Annotated in this window: 17 protein-coding genes and 1 tRNA gene; 5 read left to right on the top strand and 13 right to left on the bottom strand. The window is 39.3% G+C overall.

Going from position 1 to position 23,017, the window contains the following annotated elements; all coding sequences use genetic code 11:
- Window positions 1–102: 102 nt before the first annotated feature.
- From G4D73_RS00330 to G4D73_RS00320, 3 genes are all read right to left on the bottom strand, one after another.
- Window positions 103–1,056, bottom strand: coding sequence for a hypothetical protein (locus tag G4D73_RS00330; protein WP_213687103.1), 954 nt, complete (start codon window positions 1,054–1,056; stop codon window positions 103–105).
- A gap of 1,725 nt (window positions 1,057–2,781) precedes the next feature.
- The gene (locus tag G4D73_RS00325; RefSeq protein ID WP_213687102.1) at window positions 2,782–3,546 is read right to left on the bottom strand and encodes a hypothetical protein; all 765 of its coding nucleotides are present in this window, start codon (window positions 3,544–3,546) and stop codon (window positions 2,782–2,784) included.
- Window positions 3,547–3,869: 323 nt separating this feature from the next.
- Window positions 3,870–6,299, bottom strand: a complete 2,430-nt coding sequence (locus G4D73_RS00320; RefSeq protein ID WP_213687101.1) for a DUF927 domain-containing protein — start codon at window positions 6,297–6,299, stop codon at window positions 3,870–3,872.
- A gap of 139 nt (window positions 6,300–6,438) precedes the next feature.
- On the opposite strand from G4D73_RS00320, the gene G4D73_RS00315 reads away from it, so the two are divergent.
- Window positions 6,439–7,236 (top strand): LexA family transcriptional regulator, encoded by a 798-nt coding sequence (locus tag G4D73_RS00315; protein ID WP_213687100.1) that lies wholly within the window; start codon window positions 6,439–6,441, stop codon window positions 7,234–7,236.
- Window positions 7,237–7,351: 115 nt separating this feature from the next.
- Window positions 7,352–7,651, top strand: a complete 300-nt coding sequence (locus tag G4D73_RS00310) for a hypothetical protein (RefSeq protein WP_213687099.1) — start codon at window positions 7,352–7,354, stop codon at window positions 7,649–7,651.
- Window positions 7,652–7,676: 25 nt separating this feature from the next.
- On the opposite strand, the gene G4D73_RS00305 is transcribed toward G4D73_RS00310, so the two are convergent.
- The 9 genes from G4D73_RS00305 to efp form a co-directional block, all read right to left on the bottom strand.
- Entirely contained in the window at window positions 7,677–8,486 is an 810-nt protein-coding gene (locus G4D73_RS00305; RefSeq protein ID WP_213687098.1) for a phospholipase D-like domain-containing protein, read from the bottom strand.
- A gap of 33 nt (window positions 8,487–8,519) precedes the next feature.
- A complete protein-coding gene (locus G4D73_RS00300) occupies window positions 8,520–9,536 on the bottom strand; it encodes a tyrosine-type recombinase/integrase (protein WP_213687097.1) in 1,017 nt (338 codons plus the stop codon).
- Window positions 9,537–9,754: 218 nt separating this feature from the next.
- Window positions 9,755–9,831: transfer RNA gene (locus G4D73_RS00295), tRNA-Val, on the bottom strand.
- A gap of 47 nt (window positions 9,832–9,878) precedes the next feature.
- Entirely contained in the window at window positions 9,879–11,873 is a 1,995-nt protein-coding gene (locus G4D73_RS00290; protein ID WP_213687096.1) for a transglutaminaseTgpA domain-containing protein, read from the bottom strand.
- Window positions 11,874–11,886: 13 nt separating this feature from the next.
- Complete coding sequence (locus G4D73_RS00285; protein ID WP_213687095.1) at window positions 11,887–12,792, bottom strand: DUF58 domain-containing protein; 906 nt, start codon at window positions 12,790–12,792, stop codon at window positions 11,887–11,889.
- Window positions 12,793–12,804: 12 nt separating this feature from the next.
- A complete protein-coding gene (locus tag G4D73_RS00280; RefSeq protein WP_213687094.1) occupies window positions 12,805–13,767 on the bottom strand; it encodes an AAA family ATPase in 963 nt (320 codons plus the stop codon).
- 439 nt (window positions 13,768–14,206) lie between these two features.
- Complete coding sequence (locus G4D73_RS00275; protein ID WP_171054308.1) at window positions 14,207–14,512, bottom strand: YbdD/YjiX family protein; 306 nt, start codon at window positions 14,510–14,512, stop codon at window positions 14,207–14,209.
- A 7-nt stretch (window positions 14,513–14,519) separates the two neighbouring features.
- Window positions 14,520–16,619 carry a carbon starvation CstA family protein gene (locus G4D73_RS00270; protein WP_213687093.1) on the bottom strand — a complete coding sequence of 700 codons (2,100 nt, stop codon included), beginning with the start codon at window positions 16,617–16,619 and terminating at the stop codon, window positions 14,520–14,522.
- A 171-nt stretch (window positions 16,620–16,790) separates the two neighbouring features.
- Window positions 16,791–17,360, bottom strand: coding sequence for an elongation factor P (gene efp / locus G4D73_RS00265; RefSeq protein WP_004279747.1), 570 nt, complete (start codon window positions 17,358–17,360; stop codon window positions 16,791–16,793).
- 382 nt (window positions 17,361–17,742) lie between these two features.
- Here efp and epmB point away from each other — a divergent pair, with 382 nt between their 5' ends.
- Genes epmB through G4D73_RS00250 form a run of 3 tightly spaced genes read left to right on the top strand, consistent with a single transcriptional unit; the run spans window position 17,743 to window position 22,667 of the window.
- Window positions 17,743–18,765, top strand: a complete 1,023-nt coding sequence (gene epmB / locus G4D73_RS00260) for an EF-P beta-lysylation protein EpmB (protein WP_213687092.1) — start codon at window positions 17,743–17,745, stop codon at window positions 18,763–18,765.
- A 9-nt stretch (window positions 18,766–18,774) separates the two neighbouring features.
- Complete coding sequence (locus tag G4D73_RS00255) at window positions 18,775–20,520, top strand: GTPase (protein ID WP_213687091.1); 1,746 nt, start codon at window positions 18,775–18,777, stop codon at window positions 20,518–20,520.
- A complete protein-coding gene (locus tag G4D73_RS00250) occupies window positions 20,502–22,667 on the top strand; it encodes an EAL domain-containing protein (protein ID WP_213687090.1) in 2,166 nt (721 codons plus the stop codon). The genes G4D73_RS00255 and G4D73_RS00250 overlap by 19 nt, the downstream gene beginning before the upstream one ends.
- Window positions 22,668–22,767: 100 nt before the next feature.
- On the opposite strand, the gene rpmE is transcribed toward G4D73_RS00250, so the two are convergent.
- Window positions 22,768–22,992, bottom strand: coding sequence for a 50S ribosomal protein L31 (gene rpmE, locus G4D73_RS00245; protein ID WP_004279743.1), 225 nt, complete (start codon window positions 22,990–22,992; stop codon window positions 22,768–22,770).
- Between the last annotated feature and the right edge of the window lie 25 nt (window positions 22,993–23,017).

Raw genomic sequence — 23,017 nt, 5'->3', positions numbered from 1 at the left:
ATAATATAAAATTTTTAACAATCTTATCATAAATTATAGTTTTTTATTATATTCCTTTTATTTATGATTAATCTAAGCCATCTATAAATTTCACCAATAGATCTAAATCTTTTTTATTGATATTTCTCTTGGTATTTCTCTGCCAAAATTTTTATAGACCTCTCTCCTTATTTCATACTCTTCAAAGGAATCAGCATATGTTTTATAGCGTGGTACAAAATATAATTTCAAAATAGGTAAATTTGAATCATCCCATCTTTGCTTACCACGACTATACAGAAATAATTTCCCCAATGCGTAAAGCCGTCCTACCTGTTGTCTCATCCCTCTAAAAACAGCAAAGGATTGAAAATAAGACTGCCATGCAATGAGATCTTCAATGGATTTAGTTTTGTTTGTCTGTGACACATAGCGATTAATAATATTAACTAAATCTGTTTTCTTTTTTGCTATGACATCTTTCTTCCATCTCCATGTCCAACTAAAGGGCTTACTAGGAGTTCTATAAAATTTATCTGAATTTGATTTGTACTTCTTGTGAGTCATACGTACAAGTTCCGCTGAACATCCAGCAAAATCCAACTCTAGATAAGGTTTAGACATGACGAACTTCAAGGCTTCATCATCATTAAAATAGCTATGGATTAGATCAGTCTCAGCAAGAATATGCTCTCTAGAAAAGGCCAATTCGTCCATTTCAAAGATTTTATCTTTGCCGATTTGCTTTTGCTGTTCAGTAGAGTGAATTGGCTGTTTACTGTGTTTATGACTGTTAGGCGTAGTGATCAATAAAATAAATTGCCATCTGTTCTCATAAATCACATCTTGAACAATCAGGTCTGCAATTGGCTTACCTGTTTTAAGGCGGTAATTTCTCTGACGACTGGTTAAATTCAGGTCATATCTAAGCGTCAGTTTCTCAATTAATTTCTTAATATTGGTTGTTGAGCCAATGCCATCATCAATACTGAATAACGAATAGAAGTATGCTCCACGAGTGACTTTATCTTGAATTTTTTGTGCTGCGTACTTGGTATGGGGGCTGTAATCAATCATTTTTTATCATCCAACAATACAGTTTTGCTGTAAATCAACAATCCACTTTTTCCCTGTGGAATCTCGTCTCTGCGTTTGTGTCAGGCAACAATAGAAATCATCAAAATTAAGGTACTTTTTACTTTTGAGCTTTGCTCAAAACCGCTATGGCAAAGCCATAGCTTTAAGAATAGTCACCTCACTTTGTAAGGTGGCAATTAAGTAGTTCCTAATGACGACACAAACTTCATTAGTTAAATTTATAATATTTTATACTTAATATCAATATTATTGATATTTAAAATTAGATGTACTAATATGAACTTATCAATCGAATAGTGGACTGACCATCCATCCTTAATTTTCTTCTTTGAAGTTTTGGATGGGTTTAAGACCACCATTCAAAACTTTGATACATATTGCCGTGAGTACCTGAACTAACCATTCTTGTACTGCCGATGTAGCGGACTGCTGGGGAAACCTCGCTCGGTACGTTGCAACGGGGGCTGGAGAGCTGCAATGCTCTTCTTCTATCCGTTCATTCAACTTGGATTTAAGAGTTCCTATATGCTTTGCATATAAAGTTGTTGGGCGACAAGGACACGGGAGCCTATAAGGAATTTATTCCGAAATGGTCATTTGGTTAAGAATAACCAAATTAGATTTAAAACTTGTTTTGAATTGAAACCCTGTTCAAGGTGATACAGTCAGGAGTAGCACAGGAAGTGCAATAGTCTCCGTTAATAGCTGAGTGTGTATGCTTGATCGAGGTAAGTGAATAACTTGCGAAAAGTATGCTCATTTCCAATCACGATGGCTGCTGAGAGTACCGTGAGGTACTAGGACTTCGAGCCTAACGGTGGAGAAGTTGGCACCATTTAGCGCAAGCTGAATGGGTCGCTGGATAGCTTAAACGTGTAACGGCATTAATCGATAGATGCTGATTGGAGTGTAAGAGTTTTACCCTTTATAAAGTTGTGTATACATCATATCCCGATAAAACTAAGGAACTACGGTTGGGGGAAACAGGAAGTATGTATGCAAGCGAGAGGATAAACGGTCTGCACATTAAGACACTTTGAAATAACTTGGGAAGCACTGTATGAAGGACTTAAATTGGTTAAAGGTCTGTCAATTTATACAGTGTGGGAGCGATGGCAAGTAGCGCATATAAAACAGGTTTCACCTGTGGAAGTTGTGATACAGATCTTCATAGCAAGATTTGTATTAAGTGAGATAGCTAGCTTAAAGCGAATCCTAAAACAGTCTGATTTATCAGATTGCTCACTGCGAAAGCTTGAGTCGGCACATATGAAAATATGTTCGGCAATATGTTAGAAGAAGGTTAATGGAGTGCTTGGTCGTATTCCTATGTTTGAGCTTGGTCGCTCAAACTAGACCATGATTGATAAAGCATAAGTATTCTGAAGTTTGGTCACTGAAGAAATATTTCTTATGCGGAGTTGCTAGGTTCTTTCTAATCTAGCTAATGTTCACACGGACATGAAAAATATAAGTGTCTCGCTCTTCCATCTTAGGTGAGAAAAAGCTGAGTCTACGACAGCAATTTGAAGTGGAATATGGCTTAAGTCGGCATGAAAAAATTGATCAGCCAATAAAGGCGTTAAAATTGAACAGCATAGTTCTAAAAACATTTAAGGCTACATTCATTTAGAATGTAGCCTTTCCTTTAATGCTAAACATTTAATATTTAATGAATTATAATTTTGTAAAACCTAATAACACTTAAATTAATTCTATCAATTTAATAGGACTAATAATATTAATACCAAATTTATCTTTCAGTTTCCTTCTGTTTTCAATAGAAAAAACTGAATTAGAACCAGCACCTCTTGCATTATCATTTGTACAAAAATATTTAATGCCATAACCATAGTGAGCAGACAATGCATCCCCATCTACCCATTCAGCAACTCCTATAGCAAATTTTTTATCACTAAGAACTTCATCACTATATGTTTTGTGAATTAAATGCTGATTACCGGTCATATTCAATGTATTTTTTAAATATTGATACCCAGCACCAAGTTCATTTTCAATAAAATGAGCACATTCAAAAGAACGATCCTGTCGTTCTTTCATATTTGCATCACCTAATGTAGACATATATTTTTGATCAACTGATGGCAGTCCGTTTCTAGGTATACGAATAAATTTAAAACCCAGCTCTAAAGCTAAAGGCAAATTATTTTTCAAATAATCAGATAAGTCATAAGGTAAGGTTCCTTGTTGAGTAACAACCTCATCTTCAATTTGAATTTTATAACTTGGTTTAAAATTTCCTATGTAATTCTTTCGTTTATCTTTTGGAATAGTCTCCAATATCGCTAAACCTTCAAAAAAAAATGGTTCAATTTTATTAGAGTGAATTGCATCATAAATCTTTATATAGATCTCATCCTCATGACGTTTAGATGGATCAACTATATTTTCCCAAACGTTAGAGTCAAAAGTTATAGTAAGCACTTCATGTAAATTTAATTGACTCATAAAGCTACCATCACAATAAATTTAAAAAACATTTCAAATCCCTTTAGTTTTTTTGAATAACAACCTAAAACGCAACATTCCAAGATGCCTATACTAGACATAAAATAGACTCACCATAATTCTTCAGGGCAACTATTGCAACACAGGCAACAGCATTGGTAACACAATCTTTCAGGCTGTTGCACCTACTGCCCTCATTTAGGCAACATATACCAATATTAGTACACTGTTGCCTTCTTCTTATATTTGGGTAACAAAGGCAACTCTTTCAATGCTTTTGATTATAAGGGTGTTGCCTTTGTTGCAATAGTTGCCCAGTAGTTCTATCCCCAGCTAAAGATTTCATCTTTAAGCATATATACTCTTATGGATTTTGTACGATTCGGTAAGCGAACCGTTTTAGTACTCTTTTCATTATCATGTTCAAGTAGACCTTGAGACATTAATGCTTGAGTTACCTTACGACTATCAAGCCCTTTACATACCTCTTTCTTAAATTGCTCTGGCAATATTAGAAATAACTTTTCATCATTTTCAATTTTCCAATAACCAACCCGATTATTAGTTTTTTCGATATAATCAGGTTCATGTCCAACTGCTTCAAAGCGACTAGATTCGTTAGCTTCCAAGAATGCTTTAACACGTAAAATTAATTCTCGAGTTTCATAATCACCGACATATTCAAAATCTCTAACCCAATTATTAAATATAGCTTTCACAGAATGAAAAGCTGTACCTGATTCCCATCCAGTAATTTTTGCTTTCGTTGCTAATTCCCCTGCCACAGCAATTAAAGCAAAAGTATTTGCTACTCGCATGATATGTCCTTCAGTATGTCCCACTATCAGCTCTTGATGATATTTTTCTAATAACTCTTTGGCCTGTTCAATAATCTTTCTTTTATTGTCTGTCAAATACTTTAGCCATTCTATACCTGCAATTCCAAAAAATTGATTGGAACGCTCTACAAGTATTCTTGATTGTTTTGCTCCATCTTCAGCAAAATCTATCTGATCGAATAATCCATAAGCTGATTGATCAATATCGATATCAATTAAACGGATTTCTTGACCTAGTTTGGTCTTTTGTCCATTTTCATTCATAATATCTTTTAAACTCATTTCCCCAGAAGAAAGAAAAATAATTTTCCATTCTAATGATGGTTTAGGAGTAATTTGTTTCGTTAAACGTGCTTTCCCTTTACCATTGGTAAGCATATAAGAAATTGCGCCTATCTCTTTAGGATTAGAAACCTCACCAATTTCATCCAATGCTAAAAATCCATCATTATGTAGATAGGCTGTATATTCCAAAGCATTACCTGTAGACCTCCAAGTCTTGCAATAATTACTAGGTTTACCCCATACACTACCGCCCACAAATAATGCCGTAGTTTTCCCAGTAGATGATTTACCTTTGAGATGGATTCCAGCTCCCGTTTGGTACTCAAGCGGAGTAAGTAATTGTCCTGCAAAAGCTGAACTTAAGGCTAAAACTAGCTTACTATGACCAGAAGAAGGAATAGAAATACCATTCTTCCATTGTTCTAATAAGCCTTTGCTTTGATAATTGTTATCTAGGCCATCTGTAGTTTGATAAACTATTAAATCACTTGTCTCATGTTGACCAATCTGCCCTCCAGGCAATACAAATACATCTTCGTACCAACCTACATGATCAACACATAATGCCCTAGAATCAGTAGGATAACTCATTAAATAACATTGCAATAAGTTTCTCGCTTTATTATCTGGTGCAATTATTACACCCTGATAAGCTAAAGCCTTTCGCAATTCAGCACCATCCGTTTGAAATAGTTCCAAAGAGATTGCTTGATAATGTTTCACACCATCTGGATCATACCACTCCAATAAGCGGCCCCATGCATTATTATTCGTATCTCTTGTTTGTGCTAATACTCTAATTGGGCTAGAAATATAACGTCTATAATCATCACCTTTTGTTTGCTCAATATAATACAAACCAGATTCTAGAAGCTGAAATACCCCCTCCCCATATTTGAAAGATTTCGCCAAATATCCTTTGGGTAATTCATCTTTTATCAATAACTGCTCTATAGCTTCATCAATAAATAGCTTAACTTCTTCGAGTGATTCATCTTTTGATAAATCAATAAAAAATTCATTTTGTTCCACCTGTAAATATTGATTAAGTAAATTTACACAAGTATTTTTTTTCAATTTTTGAAAGCTTTCAAGCTGTATATGCTCAGGTCTGACAGGAATATAAAGTTGTTGATAATTTGCCTTGACAAGCTGATTAATCACAAAATTTATTTGTTCAAAATCATTCTCTTTTAACTCTATTGGATTCTGATTACAAAGAGATGGTAATACAACCAAAACTACAGGATAATCTGTTTCAGCTATTTTAAAAAAAGCTTCTAATCCATAAGTGATTATTAGTGGTCTATCTTTTTTTAATTGTCCGCAATACGCGAAACCTCTAGCAATGCTGCCTGTTGAAAAACGTACAAGTTTGCCATCCTGTACAATAGCTAGTTGAATAACTTCTAAATCAGCATTATATAAAGGAAATACTATCGGTTTTTGATACGATAAATCATTAATTAAGATATCTTCCTTAAACATAAAAATCGGTTGTAGTGGGTTTCCAAAACGTTGAATAACAGCGTGATTTAGTATCTCTTTATCTTGAGGCTGCAGGACTACACAGTCCTCTAAAATCTCACAAACCTCTAAGGATCCAGGTCTTTCATTACACTTAAACATCACTCTCTCAATTTAGAAATACTATATTTAATAATTAAACATCATGTTTCCCCAAAGAATCAACCAAAAAAAGAAATATAAAATTTAATTTACCAATATCATGTATAATAAATTTGAGTATTTGAAATATGGAACTGCTATGAATCCAAAAGAACAAGAGACTAATGCTCTCATTGAGAGAATTCAAAAAACAATTGATTTATATAAAAAAAATAATAAAATTAAATTTTCATGGTCTCGTTTAGCATCAAATATAGGATTAACCCCTCAAGCTGCTACAAATTGGAAACGTGGTATCATTAGTAAAGATGCTCTTCAAAAAATTGCCGATTTTACAGGTGTAGATTATTACTGGTTATTAACAGGCAAAGGTACAGCTAATGCTCAGACTGTTAAAAACTTTGGAATAGTTGCTTCAACAGGCTTAGCGGCTGCAACGTTTGGCCCAATTGGTGCGGGAGCAGCAGCCCTAACTGTAAATTTGATAGACAATAGAATCCAAAAAAAGGAAGCCGAAGAAATATCTAAAATAAATATTGATAAATTTCAAACAATTAGATTGATACCAAAAATAGATTTTGAGATACTTTCCAACAATTTAACTACTCTAATTCAAAATCAAAACTTAGACTTCGCAGTTACAAAGTTAAATGAATTAGGTGAAAACTCATTTGCAACAACTATTGTAGACAATGCAATGTCACCAATATTCGAAATTGGTGATGAGATTATCATTGATTCCCATGCTATCCCGACTCCAGAATGTTACGTATTGGCTATTTATAATGATTCAAAACCCATCTTAAGAAAATTTTACGAGCTAACTCCAACGAAATTTAAATTGATTGCTCTAAAAGAAGGACACGCTGATTACGAAGAACAAGATAAGATAAATATCTTAGGTAAGGTTGTCCAACACACAAAAAAAATTAAATAATATATTTAAAATACTTGCCAATAAATTAAATATAATATTTAATAAAAAAGTGTTTACATAGCTGACCCTCTGTAAACACTTTTTTTTAATTTAATAATTAGTGGATTCTACCAACATGATCAAAAAATATATCTTAACCATTGAATCAGAGTATCCACCACAAGTGTGGTTAAATGATCATATCCCTAAAGTTGGAACAGTAATTGAGTTAAAAACTGAAAAAATGCCAAACCGTGTCACAGCAGCATGGTTAGCTGATCGATTCAATCTATCTCGCAAAAGTATTATTAATAAAGTTGGCCCTTTCAATAAAGGTGATGAGAACAAACATCTATACGACCCAAAAGAAGTTTTACCAATTTTAGAAAACTTAAATCTAAACGTTGCTAAACGTGGTGCTAGACGTAAAAATTAGAAAGGGCTTATTGCCCTTTAACTATTTATTTTCTTGGTAAATTTTTAATAAGTTTAAGAAACTCATCAGCATATTTTTCAGCTTGGTCTCTTTGCTCAATCACCGCTATATTTTCATTATTGAAGGAAGCCTTTACAGTCCAATTAAAAGATCCTGTAATAACTTTTTTCAAGTCAATAATACAAAACTTATGATGCATCAAATTAGCATAATTGCCATTTTTAGGTGATATTTTATAATACTCAATTTCTGTATTCTCAATTTTTATTCCATTTTTCCTTGTTAATTCATCATCATTCACTACTACACGAATATTGATTCCTTTTTGATGTTGTCTAAACAAAGCTTCCGCAATAGGTCGAGAAGTTATCCAAGCTACCGCAACCCAAACAGAGTATTTTGCAGACTGAATGTGATCAATAACCTGCTTTTCAATATCCTCAAACACAGGCGTAAGCAAAATATTTTCTGGAAAATCAGCACCCGAAATTTTATATATGCCTTCTAAATTTTTGACTAGCTCATACTTATCATGTTTTAAAATATTATTTAATAACGTCGCTGTTTTATCTGGTTCATGATTTTGTCGGTCATCTACCAACATTTCAATAAACTCTTTTAATTGGCTCTTTCCATTTATTTCTAATAATTTATTTTTTACAAAGTCTTTTCTTGAACCAAAAAGCCCTTTTCTATTTAAAATCCAATAATCATCTCTAAATCCTACAGCATTAAACAACTCTACAATTTTAGGTCCACCTTTATAACTAGGTGTATTATCAACACCTAGAACAAAAGGAACTATCGATATAATAGATAGATCTGATATTTTCATAAAGTAAAAAGACCCCATAGAATGGGCTATATTTTAAGCAGCATTTAGCATTTTTGCTATCTCAGAAGCTGTTGGATTGTAATAAGTATTCACCAAAACACTAATCGTTTTGTGCCCAGTAACTTTTGCTAATATTTCTACAGGCAACTTTAGAGTATGTACAAACCGTGTTATAGCTTCGTGACGTGTATCATGGAAAGTAAACTGCCCACTCAAGCCTATACGCTTCAAATTACGTTGCCAAATCAATCTAAATGAGTTCGAATTATGAGGAATCAAAAAACCATTTTTTTCTGGCAGCAAATCTAATAATGCTCGTGCTTTATTTGATAAGGGTACATCACGTGAAGTACCATTTTTTGTATCAGGCAAATGTATATAATCCCCTCTATCATGTTCTTTGCAAATACCTAATATTTCAGCCTTACGCATTGCTGTTTCTATAGCAAATAAAAAGGACCAGCCAATAAAATGTGCTGGAGTTTGAGGAACCATAGTTTCATTGTAATTATCCAATCCTACTAAAACCTTATCAATTTGATCTTGATAAATCCGATTTTTCCTTGGTGAAGGTTTTGTTGGTTTTTTAACTAGATTAAATGGGTTGGATACAACAAAAAATACCTCTCTAACAGCATAAGTAAATACTGAAGATCCGAGGCTCATTTCTCTATGTACAGTTGCAGGTTTAACAGATTTTAATCTTTTTTCACGATTCTCAGTTATTAATTTAGGTGTAATGTCATGAATTGAAATATCAGTTAAATCACCATAATATCGATCAAGATATCTAATATGATTTTTAATATAATCTTTTCCCTTTTTGAATTGCCCTACTTTTTCATAGTACAAATTAAAAAGTTCTCGTAATGTACATTTGGGTTTATCTAAATTTTTTAGTTCTTTTTCATACTCTAGTTGCATTTCCATGAGCCTTTTATGGGCCCACTGAATACACTCCTCAGGAGTATCACGTGTTGCTGCATCACGAAGGTGTTTATATTTGGCTTGTATGCGCCATGCGTTGCCACGTTTGACAGGTTTTTGCATAATTAAGAACTCTAAATATTTGGTGCCGTAATTCAGGCGCCAAATATTTAGAAGACACATATGTCCTTCAAAAATGGCGCCCAAAAACTAAATATAAAGCAGTTTTTAATGCAAATTTTGAGTATTTTGATTACTCAAAGCTGACCTATTTGACATAAAAAACAGGGGGGAATTACTAAAATTACACCCTATATTATTGATTAAAATCAATAAAATCTTGGTAGGTATATCCAGACTCGAACTGGAGACCTCTACGATGTCAACGTAGCGCTCTAACCAACTGAGCTATACACCTAGAATGTTTGGCATATTATAAATTTTTTCTCATGAAGACAAGCCTTTTCATTTATTTTTCAAAGCGTCCGAACAAGTTTTAAGCAAATCCTTGAATTTTTTCATTTCTTGCTCCGTCATTGTCATTCCTGAATACAGATTTTTTTCAAAAACTTGTATAGCTTGAATAAAGGCAGTCTGGTTTTCAATCTGAACCTGTTGAGATAAACGCTGCATCCAGTGATGAAAAGTTTCTGCAGGCTGTTTTTTGAGATGATCAGCTAAAGATTGATTCAGCTGTTGAATCGCTCGATCAAATGGAGGTTGCGCCTGTCGGGCTTTTAGATAAATTCTGAAGATATAGGCCAAAATCAGTATCGCAATACTGCCCAGCAAAATTATGACACTCGAATAAACTGAGCCGAGGCCTAATTTTGACAACCAGTTCTGTTGTGATTCTGCATTATAACCCACCACCTTACTTTGCCATTGGTAGCTGGCATAATCACTCCAAACGCGTAGTTTGGTGATCCATAGATTATGCTGCGAGTTCCAGGTCGACTGATTTGCCGATACCCATGCATCCTGAGAAAGCAGGTTTTGCATACCATCATCTATACGCTGTGGAGCGATCATTGCGGTTGGATCAAAGCGTTGCCATTTCTGGTCAATCCAGACTTCTGTCCAGGCGTGCGCATCGAGCTGCCGGACTTCCCAGCTCATGCGATCTGGTGCCAACTCCCCACCCTGATAGCCGGTGACCACCCGTGCAGGAATCCCAACGTAACGCATCAGCATCACGAAACTCGAGGCATAGTGTTCACAAAACCCTTGCCGGGAATTAAACAGGAACTCATCAATCCGGTTTTGCCCCAATTGGCCCGGCTTCAGGGTATAAATAAAGTTATTCTGCTGATACCAATTCAAGACTTGCTGCACATAACGCCGAGGATCTTCCGCACTTTGCGCATATAGACGTTGTGCTAATTGTTGCGCTCTCGGGTCAAGTCGGCGCTGCACCTGAGTATTCGTTCTTTCGATATATTGCGTTGGCAAAGCCTGAGGATCATATGCTGTCCCGACCCATTGTAACGAAATCGGTTCAACACGTTGCGTGAGCCGTCTCGGCACAATGCTCCAATCCTGACGGTTATAATAACGGCGTTCTACAGGTATCGATTTTTCCAACCCCATGATCCAGAACACCGAAGGATCCGCAGCCAGATATTGGTAGTTCCAGCCTGTAGGTACGGGTGAGGTATCCATCGGTTGTCGCATTAAAGGCTGCTGATTGACGAAACTGCTGGTCCAGCGTTGCCCATCATATTCATCTAACACCAAGGCTCGCCAATAGAGTTCTGAACGCGGCGGAAGCTTGCTGACATCACCAATAATCCGGAAAGCTAGTGAACTAGATTGGGATAATTCAGCAATATCCCCAGGTGACATACTGTCGCCAATGCCGGTCACGCCCTTATTTTCAGGAATGGGAATATGCCAAAGTGGCGGCAAGCGCGGAAAGAAAATAAATAGCAAAATGAAAAATGGAACGGCGTACAAGATAAACTTGCCCACATGCTTGGCATCCTGTTGCAATGCTGCGCGCTGAGTAGTCTGCTCCTGTTCAAACTCACTGGTCTGAATCCGGTACATGCCAATCAGACAGCTGATTAAACACAGCACAATCACGATCGCCATCCCAAAAGATTGGCTATATAGGAATGAACTGGCAGCGACAAACAGGGCAAAATTAAACAGAATAATCAGGTCACGTTTATTTTTACTTTCCAGTGATTTGGCAAATAAAAAAGTAGATAAAACTGCTACCCCAGCCTCAACACCAATAAAACTCTGATGGCTCAAATAAATACTGCCGAGTGCCAAAGCCGTCAGCAGGAAAGTGCCCGTTTTAGGAAATGGCTGCTGACGTTTCAGGAAAATCCAGATACATACAATACTAATCGCAAAAATAATACTGAGTAGAACCGGAATAAATGCCATCTGGGCGATGAGAATCAGGCCCAAAGTCAGCACAATTGAGGTACGGATTTTTGCATTGATCATGAATTTATCCGCCTTAAGCCTGCGCCAACAATTGTTTGGCTTTCCGCAGTTGTTCTTCACCTGCGCCCTGAGGCAATTCGGCCTGTGGCAAATGCAGACTATACGCACATTGCTGCTGCTCGCACTGCTCCACCAGACCCATCACAAATTCAAGTTTTTCTTCATGTGACTGGCTCGGCATATGTGCATAATGAATCTCGATACTGTGCTCATCCTCATATTGCTCAAAGACTTTGACATACAGGCCTTGTCCACGCGCAAACTGCTTCCAGGACACCGCCTGCAAGGAATCACCTGACTGGTAATTGCGCAATTCACGGAACTCATCCATATCCGGTTCAAAACGGTTAAAGTGATATTTATTTTCTGTGCTAAAAACTTCAGCTTTAGGCGCGACCCAGGCCGAATGCTGATGATAAAGATAGGTCCAGGCTCGAACTAACCCGAAGGGATAAACCGAATAAATCTGAATCACCGGGTAATCAAACTTGCCACGTTGCTCTGCATAAAATGGCAGAATAAATTGCTGCTTTGCTGCATTCAGATAAACTTTCGCTAGCTGATTCCCTGCTTTGATATACAAATAACGGGGGCGAAGTTGCTGTTGTTGAAAATAAAGATGCAAATTCACGCTATGACCGACCTGCCCGACATCATCCGCGATCAACTCAATTTTCAGGTCATGCAATTGTTTGAAAGTCAGATAAAAACTGATACATAGCACCGCACTGATTAAAAAGCAGAAACCTAAAATCAGGTTATTGGCATAGTTTACCCCGGCTACAAAGGTGATGCAGATCAACACCAGATACAGATAGCCCTGCTGATAAATAAATACCAAGACATCTTTCTGCGAGAGCTGTTTCTGCTGTGAGAATTGAAAGCGCTTGGCCAGCCATTTTTGCCAGGTTTTATCCAAGAGAGGACTCCTTTAGCTGACCGCAACCTGTTGCATCACATTAAACGTTTCAGCTTCACTTAACCCCAGACGATGCGAAGTCACCGCGACAAATACAGCCTGCACATCATCTGGTGTGACAAAAGCACGTTGCTGAATCAAAGCATACGCTTGTGCTGCGCACTTCAAGGCCAGAAGGCCACGCGTAGAAAGTCCATGACGGCTTTTACGGGTTTCTTCTGCCAGATCAAGCAAATATTCCTGAATCGCTTCACTGATAAATATCTGATGCGTCAGACTTTGCAGATCCAGAATTTCATCTTCGGTAAAAATATGCGCCAGACTTGCAATCAGGGCAAAACGGGATTCCTGCTGTAATAACAGTTTTTCTGCATGGCGTGATGGATACCCCAAAGATAAACGCATCAGGAAACGGTCTAGCTGGGATTCCGGCAAAGCGTAAGTACCACTTTGGAATAGCGGGTTTTGTGTCGCAATCACCCAGAAAGGTTTCGGTAAGGCATAGCGTACGCCATCAATGGTGGCATAGCCTTCTTCCATGGCTTCGAGTAAGGCACTTTGGGTTTTGGGACTACAACGGTTGATTTCATCTGCCAGTAAAATCTGAGTAAAAATCGGGCCTTGTTTAAACTCGAACTGATGTTCTTTCTGGTTAAACATGTTAATACCGATGACATCACTGGCCAGCATGTCATTGGTAAATTGGATCCGCTGGAACTTTAACCCAGCCAGATGTGCCAGACTGCTGGCTAATGTAGTTTTACCCAATCCGGGTAAATCTTCAAATAAGACATGTCCGCCTGCAATCAAACAACAGAGTGCCAGTGTGGTCTGGGCCTGCTTATCCAACACAATGGCATTAACTTCTTCAAAAAAACGCTGGATCTTGGGTGCATAACTTGCAATTTTTTGTTCAAGCACAGTATTGATGTGTGCAATGTCGTTATTTTCCTTTTGTTTCATGCCCCAGATCACAATAATTTCCTTAATAAAACATGGCCTAAGATTAACATACACTGAAATTTAAATTTTCCCAAAAGATCAATCATCTTTCTGTGTAACTGAATAAAAATACTGATTAGAAAATGGCGAGGATTTAAATAATAGAAGAGTCAAAATGATCAGGTTGAAAAGAAGTAAGAAGCGCAGAAAACAAATAAAATGATCGACACAAATAGAGATCATTTTTCTTTTCGCTCAAATCTCAAAATACCAATCTGAGCTCATCCATCTATTTGAAAAGAATCATACTTAAAAGGTATAGAGACTTAAGCGATTTCATGGATTTTTATAATAAAACTTTTCTACGCTAGCTCAATCAATGACCTCAGATTTAACGCGATCGTCTATTCCTCATATTAATTTTTAACGATAAAAAAAAGCGCCCCGAAAGGCGCTTGCTATGAATTAATGATTAACACGGACACTTCTTCATATCACCGCCCGCAGATGGATAACGGGAATCCACACAGTGACGATAAAATGTTTTCGGGTCCATGGCTTCCAGATCGGGATGATGCTTGCGCATATGCTCCACATAGGTCTGGTAATCAGGTACACCGACCATCAGACGGAAACTTTGCTGCAAACGTTGCCACAAGGTCGCAATCCGCGACCAGTTTTTCGGATTCAGTATTAAATCCTTTTGTGACATTACGGTCATCTTGATGATTTTATAAATCATCGTTTTCCCGCTTTTGGCAAACTTCAGATTCATAATATTCCCCTTAATGACCTTTCGCTGGCTGAATCTCTTCAGGATCGCGATAAATCGCTTCTGCTTCATGCACAGATGGCTCAGGATTTGCCAATGCACGACGGATCACCCGAATCGCGGCAAACAACATGACAAAGGCCACAATCATGAAGAAAGCACAAAGTGCAGCATTGATCTGGTTTGACATCGCTACCGTCTGCATTTCTGCCACAGTTTTCGCTGGTGCCAGGATTTCATTATTGGCAATCGCCGTGTTGAAACGGTCAGCCTGCGCAAGGAAACCAATCTTCGGATTTTCGTGGAAAATCTTCTGCCAGCCCGCAGTCATGGAAGTGATAAACAGGAACACTGTCGGGATAATCGTGACCCAGACATATTTCTGTTTTTTCATCTTGAACAGAATGACAGTACCGAGAATGAGCGCCATCGCAGCCAGAATCTGGTTACCAATACCGAAGAGTGGCCATAAACTGTTAATACCGCCTAATGGATCGACGACGCCCTGATAGACGAAGAATCCCCAGCCTGCAACTGCAACCGCAGTACCTAACAGGTTTCCGAAGAAGTTATGCGACTGTTTCACCGCAGGAATCACGATACCCACGGTATCCTGAACCATAAAGCGACAGGCACGGGTACCAGCATCTACAGCAGTCAGGATGAATAATGCTTCAAACAGAATCGCAAAGTGATACCAGAACGCCATCATTTCACGGCTGTTGAAAATTTCGGTGATGATATGTGCCATACCAATTGCAAAAGTAGGCGCACCACCAGTACGCGATAGAATCGAGTTCTCACCCACTTCCTGTGCCAGTAAAGTCAAGGCTTCAGGCGTTACCACAAAACCAAGGGTTCGCACTGCTTCTGCTGCGCTTTCTGCGGTAGTACCGAGCAAGGCTGCTGGTGAGTTAATCGCAAAATAAATTCCTGGATCCAGAATTGCAGCACAGATCAAAGCCATGATCGCTACAAAAGATTCCATCAACATACCGCCATAACCGATCATACGGATATCGCGTTCGTTGTTGACCAGTTTCGGTGTGGTCCCCGAAGATACCAAGGCGTGGAAACCGGAAATCGCACCACAGGCAATGGTAATAAACAGGAATGGGAACATAGAACCTGCGAATACAGGACCAGTACCATCCACGAATTCGGTAATCGCTGGCAGTTTCATTTCAGGCATGGCAAACAGGATACCAACGGCCAAACCTGCAATCACACCAATTTTCAGGAAAGTCGACAGATAATCACGTGGTGCAAGCAATAGCCAGACTGGCAGTACCGATGCAATGAAGCCATAAATGATCAGCGCCCAGGTCAGCTCAGTGCCAGAAAGCGTAAAGAACGGACCCCAATATGGATGTTGTGCGATGTTTTCACCGTAGATAATGCCCAGCATCATCAACACAAAACCGATAATCGAGACTTCAGCAATTTTACCCGGACGGATAAAACGCATATAGATGCCCATAAAGATCGCAATCGGAATGGTGGCTGCAATACTGAACACACCCCAAGGGCTGTTAGTTAATGCTTTCACCACTACTAGTGCCAATACCGCAAGAATAATGATCATCACGCCCAAGGCACCGAGCATCACGATAATACCGGCAAAGGTTCCGAGTTCCTGCTTAGCCATCTCACCAAGTGATCGACCGTCACGACGGGTGGAAATAAACAGTACCAGGAAGTCTTGTACCGCACCTGCCAGCACCACACCGACCAGTAGCCAGATCGTCCCAGGTAAATAGCCCATCTGCGCTGCCAGGATCGGACCGACTAAAGGACCTGCACCGGCAATCGCTGCAAAGTGATGGCCAAATAGAACGCTTTTATTGGTCGGCACATAGTCCAGACCATCGGCCAGACGATGCGCAGGCGTTAAACGGCGTTCATTCAGCTCAAATACTTTGGTGGCAATAAATAAACTGTAGAAACGGTAAGCAATGCTATAGACACAGGCGGCGGCAAGTACCAGCCAGACTGCATTGACATGCTCACCCCGACTCAGTGCCAGAACTCCAAAAGAGACTGCACCCACAATGGCTACCAAAAGCCAAATCATTTTCGAAGTCAGCGTCGACTTCTTTTGTAAAGTTTCCATTCAATCCCTCATATTGTGATGCATACAAATCAGCGTGATTGTTGTTGTTCGAGGTACTGCTGTTTTCCCTTGCGACTTTACGCCTGTTCTTTTGCTTTTCCTCTAAGACTTTGGCATAAAAAAAGGGATGATTTAAATCATCCCTCTCGATAATAGTCTATTTTCAAACCATTATGCACGTTCTAAATAATCACCAGTACGGGTATCTACACGAACGCTTTCTTCTTGCTGTACGAATAATGGAACACGTACCACAGCACCTGTTTCAAGTTTCGCTGGCTTACCGCCACCGCCAGAAGTATCACCACGAACACCTGGATCAGTTTCAACGATTTTAAGTACGACGAAGTTCGGTGGAGTCACGTTTAAAGGCACGCCATTGAACAACATGATGGTACATTTTTCATTTGAATCGTCTTTTAACCATTTTGCAGCATCGCTCATCGCTGTTTTATCAGCTGCGATCTGTTCAAAAGTAACAGGATCCATGAAGTTCCACATTTCGCCATCGTTGTACAAGTATTCCATTTCTACTTCAACGATATCAGCCGCTTCTAGGTTCTCGCCTGATTTGAAAGTTTTTTCCAGAACTTTACCTGATTTAAGGTTACGTAATTTTACGCGGTTAAAAGCTTGGCCTTTACCTGGTTTTACGTATTCGTTTTCCATGATTGAACATGGGTTGCCATCAAGCATAACCTTAAGGCCTGACTTGAAATCATTCGTAGAATAATAGGCCATGACTGGCGCACTCCAAACTTACTAACTTTAATCTATTGATGCTATGGGCTGTTGCGATGTCATTTAGCAAGTCTGACACGAACATTGAGTTGCCACATGCACATTCATTTGATGTTGCGTATTCTAAATGAGCAATACACTTTGCCGCAATGAAAAAATCCGCTTTCACCCGCTCAGGCTGTTTAAGTTACAATCAGACATGAAAATCCTTTGTTTATTCATGTCTTGCTCAACGTTAAAATAGCATCAGGCGAGCACGAAGATCAGCATAGCTTAATCACTCTTTATTTTACAGCGCAGTGGATTATTGCGCTTGCGCACAACCTGTTAAACTGCGCCCATCAGGCTTTGTCCTCTCACTTATTATTGTTAATCTTCCGGCATGACGAACTATTTATATCAAGAACAAAACTGGCAATCACAGCTCAGCGACCTGATCACCGATCCCCGCGAACTGCTTGAAGTACTGCAACTTGCACCAGAGCAACTGCTCTCAGGTGCCATCTTGGCATCTGAGCAGTTTAAATTGCGCGTGCCACGCGCTTTTTTGGGAAAAATGCAGACCGGAAACCCTTTAGACCCATTGCTTTTACAAGTGCTGCCCCATCATCTGGAACTGGAAGAACATCCAGGATTTGTTACTGACCCCTTGGGCGAAGAACAGGCCAATCAGCAACCCGGCGTACTGCATAAATATAAATCCCGTTTCTTGCTGACACTGACTGGTGCCTGTGCTGTACATTGCCGTTATTGTTTCCGCCGGCATTTCCCCTATCAGAAAAATCTGCCTAAAAATGAAGACTGGATAAATATCAAGCAATATCTGGAAAGCCAGCCTGATATTAATGAAGTGATTCTGAGTGGCGGTGATCCACTAACCTTATCGAACCGGAAATTAAAAACCTGGATTGAACGATTAGAATCAGTACCACATCTCAAATTCTTAAGAATACATTCACGAGTTCCTATTGTGATCCCCAACCGAGTCGACGAAGAGCTACTTAGCATGTTAAAAAACAGTAGGCTACGTATTATTCTGGTGGTACACTCAAACCATGCATCGGAGCTGGATGACTTCACTTGCAAGCGTTTAAACCAACTGGTTCAACAGCAGATCACCGTTCTGAATCAGGCGGTTTTATTAAACGGGGTGAATGATTCTGCTCAGGTTTTAGTAGATTTAAGCTATCGCTTGTTTGATGCCGGGGTCATGCCTTATTATTTACATGTACTTGATAAAGTAAAAGGTGCGCATCATTTTGATTTAGCGCCTGACCATATTAATGAGATTTATACAGAAGTTTTAGCGAACCTGCCGGGGTATTTGGTTCCTAAACTGGTTCGAGAAATAGCGGGCGAGAAGAATAAGACACCGCTTTTTGGGGTTTCAACATTTTTGAGTTAAATAATAAAGATGAGCACGCATACTTTAGACATTTTTCAGACACCGACGGAACTTAAACGAGAGCAGTTGAGCTTTTGCCCAACCACTGCCAAGGCTTTGCAGGAATGGGTTGCGGGGATTTCGATTCTACAGCTGGGGAATTCATCCAAATCCCTGTTTAATGCCTTATTGGAAGTTTCTGAGCTGAAATGTACAGAAACCCTGCGCTTTGACCTGATTCAGGTCTTGCATCCTACCCTTGAAAATGTCCTGACCAGTCTGGAAAAGCATTTCGTCAATCAGGGCCTGATCACTTCCGATAGAAATGACCAGATCATTGAACTGGCCATGCTGCTGCGCAGTCATTGTGCCAAAATTTATATCGATATCGTCAAACGCTGCAATCATCAGCTGACCCATCAGAAGTTTTCGCTATTTTCTCTAGGCAAAAAGAAGAGTATTCAAACTGCCCGGATGGTGTCGATTTATTATGCCCTGCAACAACTCAGCCTTCTGTTATATCAACAGCATATGTTGTATAGCACGCCAGGTCTGGGGCAATGGCTAGCTGCCCATCAATTGCTGGAATGTGCAATAGACAACAATTTCTATCAAAGTAATATCAATCAGGTATTAGGTACTCAGCATGAAATCCAGAATATTGCGCATGCTTACGCACAGCTAATTTTATTGGATATCTTCAATACTCATCAGATCCGGCCTGCAGAAATTCAGGGCCTGTATCTATGCAGTTTTGACTGGGCCAAACTGGTACAGATCCTGCCGAAGGAAACCACGCTGTCCCGTTATGTGGTCGATGCCAGCAAAGATCATCCGCCGATTTTTAATACCCACCAAGAGCCACAGTTTCAGCCGAGCTTCTATATTTCCACCCAGAATCTGATGGATCATTTAACGGGCACTCAAAGTAAAAATGCCCAGTATCTGTCGCGGAATGAAAAACTGTTCCTGACCCCTGCACTGCATTTTCATATCTACAATCTGCTCTCGAACAATGTCGAGCGTCGTCATGAACGTTATGAATATTCAGCACAGATCAATATCTGCTTTGGCTTAAGCGTGGCGCATTTTTACCTGTCTAAAGGGAAAAACTTCAACGAAACCCTGGAACTCGAGGCCAATTATAATTTCCAGAGCGAAAGCCGTTTTGTCAGCTCGATGGAAAACGCCATTCCAAGTAGTTTTAGCAGCATCAAGGCGCTCGATCGAGAAACCAAACAGATCCATAGCGCTGAAGTTCTGGATATCAGTGTCAATGGTTACCGGATTAAATGGACTGGTATTACCCCGGCTAACCTGAAAACCGGTGAATTCATTCTGGTTCAGGAAAAAACCCAGAGTCAGTGGCGTGGCGGTGTGATTCGCTGGATCAAGCAGTCAACGGATAAGGGCCTAGAAATCGGGCTGGAAATTCTGGCACAAGAACTCTTTCCTTGCGCGGCCTATGCACGTACTGAACGTCATCATGTCAATTATCAACCCGCACTCTTGGTGAAAATGACGCAACTTGATCAGGTTTCGACCAGTCTCATCGTGTCTGGCTCCCAGATGTTTAGGGAAAAACAAACGATTCATTTACGTCTCGGTCAGGAAGAACTCAAAATCTATCTAACCAAAGCACAACTGATTACGCAGAGTTTCATCCGTTTTGATTATGAATTATTGAATGATCAGGAAGAAGAGATGATCGAAAACTTTATCGATCAGCATATGAATGAAAGCAGAAATCATGATTTATGGGAAGCATTGAAGTGAGAAATCCATTATTGTCTAAAAAGTTAAAACGTACTGAAACACGTTTACTGATTATTGATGATAATCAAATTAGATATAACCAAATCCGTGATCTGCTGACCAGTAATGATTATCAGGTGGATGCTGTTCTGCTAGATGATCTGCAATCTTTTGAAAAACAATTAAATTTCAACTGGGATCTGATTATTTTTGGACGTGCCTACGACCTGAAATATGAACAGGCCTTAAGTTTGGTGCGCCTTTCGCAGCAGCCTAATCTGCCGATGATTTTGCTTAAACCGGATGATTACCAGGCTGAACAATATGCGCAATATATCCGTAAAGGGGTATATGACATTCTCAATTTTGACTACCTGGAACGGTTTTATGTGGGACTGGTTCGAGCATTGTCATTTAGCCGTTTGTCACAGTCTCAGCAACATTTAATGACTGAGCTGGAAACAGCACAAATTCAGGCACAATCTTTGGTAGACGACAGCAACCGTGCTGTTGCCACCATTCAGGAAGGGATTCACATTCAGGTCAATGCGGACTACCTGAAACTGTTTGGCTTGCAAAATGAAGATGAGATCATTGGTCTACCTTTACTAGATCTGCTCCAGCCTTCAGATTTGAATGATTTTAAAACCCGTTTCAAAAAGATCTCTCAGGGTCAATTTGATTTAGGTCGAGTCGAGATTCAGTCTCTGAATCCGCATGTGTCCGCATCTAACCCATTAAAACTGGAATTCTTGCCTTCAACTGCTGAAGAAGATGCAGTACAAATTAGCATTGATACTCAATCTCAAACAGTTTTTTCCGAGAAAACTCCTGGAAAACCAAGTGTTTTTCAGTCACTTAAACGTGAACTGAACAAGCAGTCTGCACCGGTGAATGCCTTAGTCACTTTCTCTTTAAGTGCATATGACCCGGAAGTTCTACAATCTGACTGGGCCACTTTTAATGGGTACTTTGATGCAGTCAAAGAATTCCTCAAGGAACAGACCCATATTCCCCTGTTTAAACTGGAATATGATGTCGTTGTCGGTCTGTTCCAGGCAGACTCTAAAGCAATTCTTGAATCCAAACTGATCAGTTTAAATGCCTTAAGCAAACCGCAACTCATTACAGTGGGACAAAAGTCATTCCCTCTAAATTTGCGCTTAGGCTATGTCACGCTTGAACAGGGTTTACAGGATGAAATGCACTGCAATACGCTGATTGGACAAGCATTCTCGACATCTTTACCTCAAGCAGAAGCTGTACCTGAATTTAAACTCGACATTCCAGCCTCACTGAGCAGTCCGGCCATGGTAGAAATACCAAGTATAGATTTCAGTGTTGCTGAAACACCAGTTGCCAGCTCAACAGTGGCAACGATCAGTCCAGCAGTCACGTCTATTCCTAGCGCTACACCTTCTATTTTGAAAGCCTTAAGTGAATGTCTGGAACGTGGCGAGATCCATTTAAAGTATCAGCAACTCTATGATAAAGAAGATACGCGTTTATATACCTATGAAGTGACCAGTGGCTTTATTTTTGAGAATAAATGGCAGGATATTTCTAGCCTTTTAGAACTTCATGAAGATGATGAACTGTCCATTAAACTGGATCGCTGGATTCTGGTTGAGGCCAGTAAACAGTTACACAACTTTATTACCCAGTATCCTGATGCAAGCTTAATTGTCAATTTGAACCGTGCCGTGCTATTTAAAGACCGTACCTTCCCGGAATTTATTTCCAAGCTGATTACGATTATTCGCAGTAAAGTGAAGCATCCGCTAATCTTGCAATTCTCAGAAGAAGATATTTTACTGAATCAGCAAGATGCACAAAAATATCTACGCGTGCTGTATGAACATGGCGCGCTGATTGCACTGCGTGATTTTGGTCAATCCATGTACAGTCAAAATTTACTGCGCGAACTTGAACTGGATGGTGTCAGCTTACATTCAAACTTAACCAATATGCTCAATAAAGATACCGAGATTGAGCAACTACAGGAAAAAATTACCAGCTACAATGAAATCAAGCCACTCAATATTCTGATCCGTGAATTAAATGATATGACACTGTTCGCGAATGCCTGGAACGTGGATGCCCGCTTTATTCAGGGGAATTATTTCCAGAAAAAACTTGATCATTTGATTGATGTACAAGATCACTAAGATCTTGTACAAGCCTGTGCATTTAGGAAATCGAATGATAATTTTCTAAATTGCAGGCACAAAAAAAACGGGCTTAAAGCCCGTTTTTTCATTTTGGGTATTAACGTTTAACAGAACGTGACATACCAGCAAAACGTTGTTTGAACTTGTCGATACGACCGCCAGTGTCAACGTTCTTTTGCTTACCAGTGTAGAATGGGTGGCAAGCTGAACATACGTCTAGATAAAGAGTTTCTTTACCAAGAGCTGAACGAGTTTCGATTACGTTACCACATGAACAAGTAGCAACTAAAGTTTCATATTTTGGGTGAATATCGGCGCGCATCGTCGATTACTCCATTAGATTCAAG

It is taken from the genome of Acinetobacter sp. WY4, from assembly GCF_018438165.1.
Classification (GTDB): Bacteria; Pseudomonadota; Gammaproteobacteria; order Pseudomonadales; family Moraxellaceae; genus Acinetobacter.
Note: the sequence above shows the minus strand (reverse complement) of the source record. Positions and strands in the feature narration are given on the sequence as shown.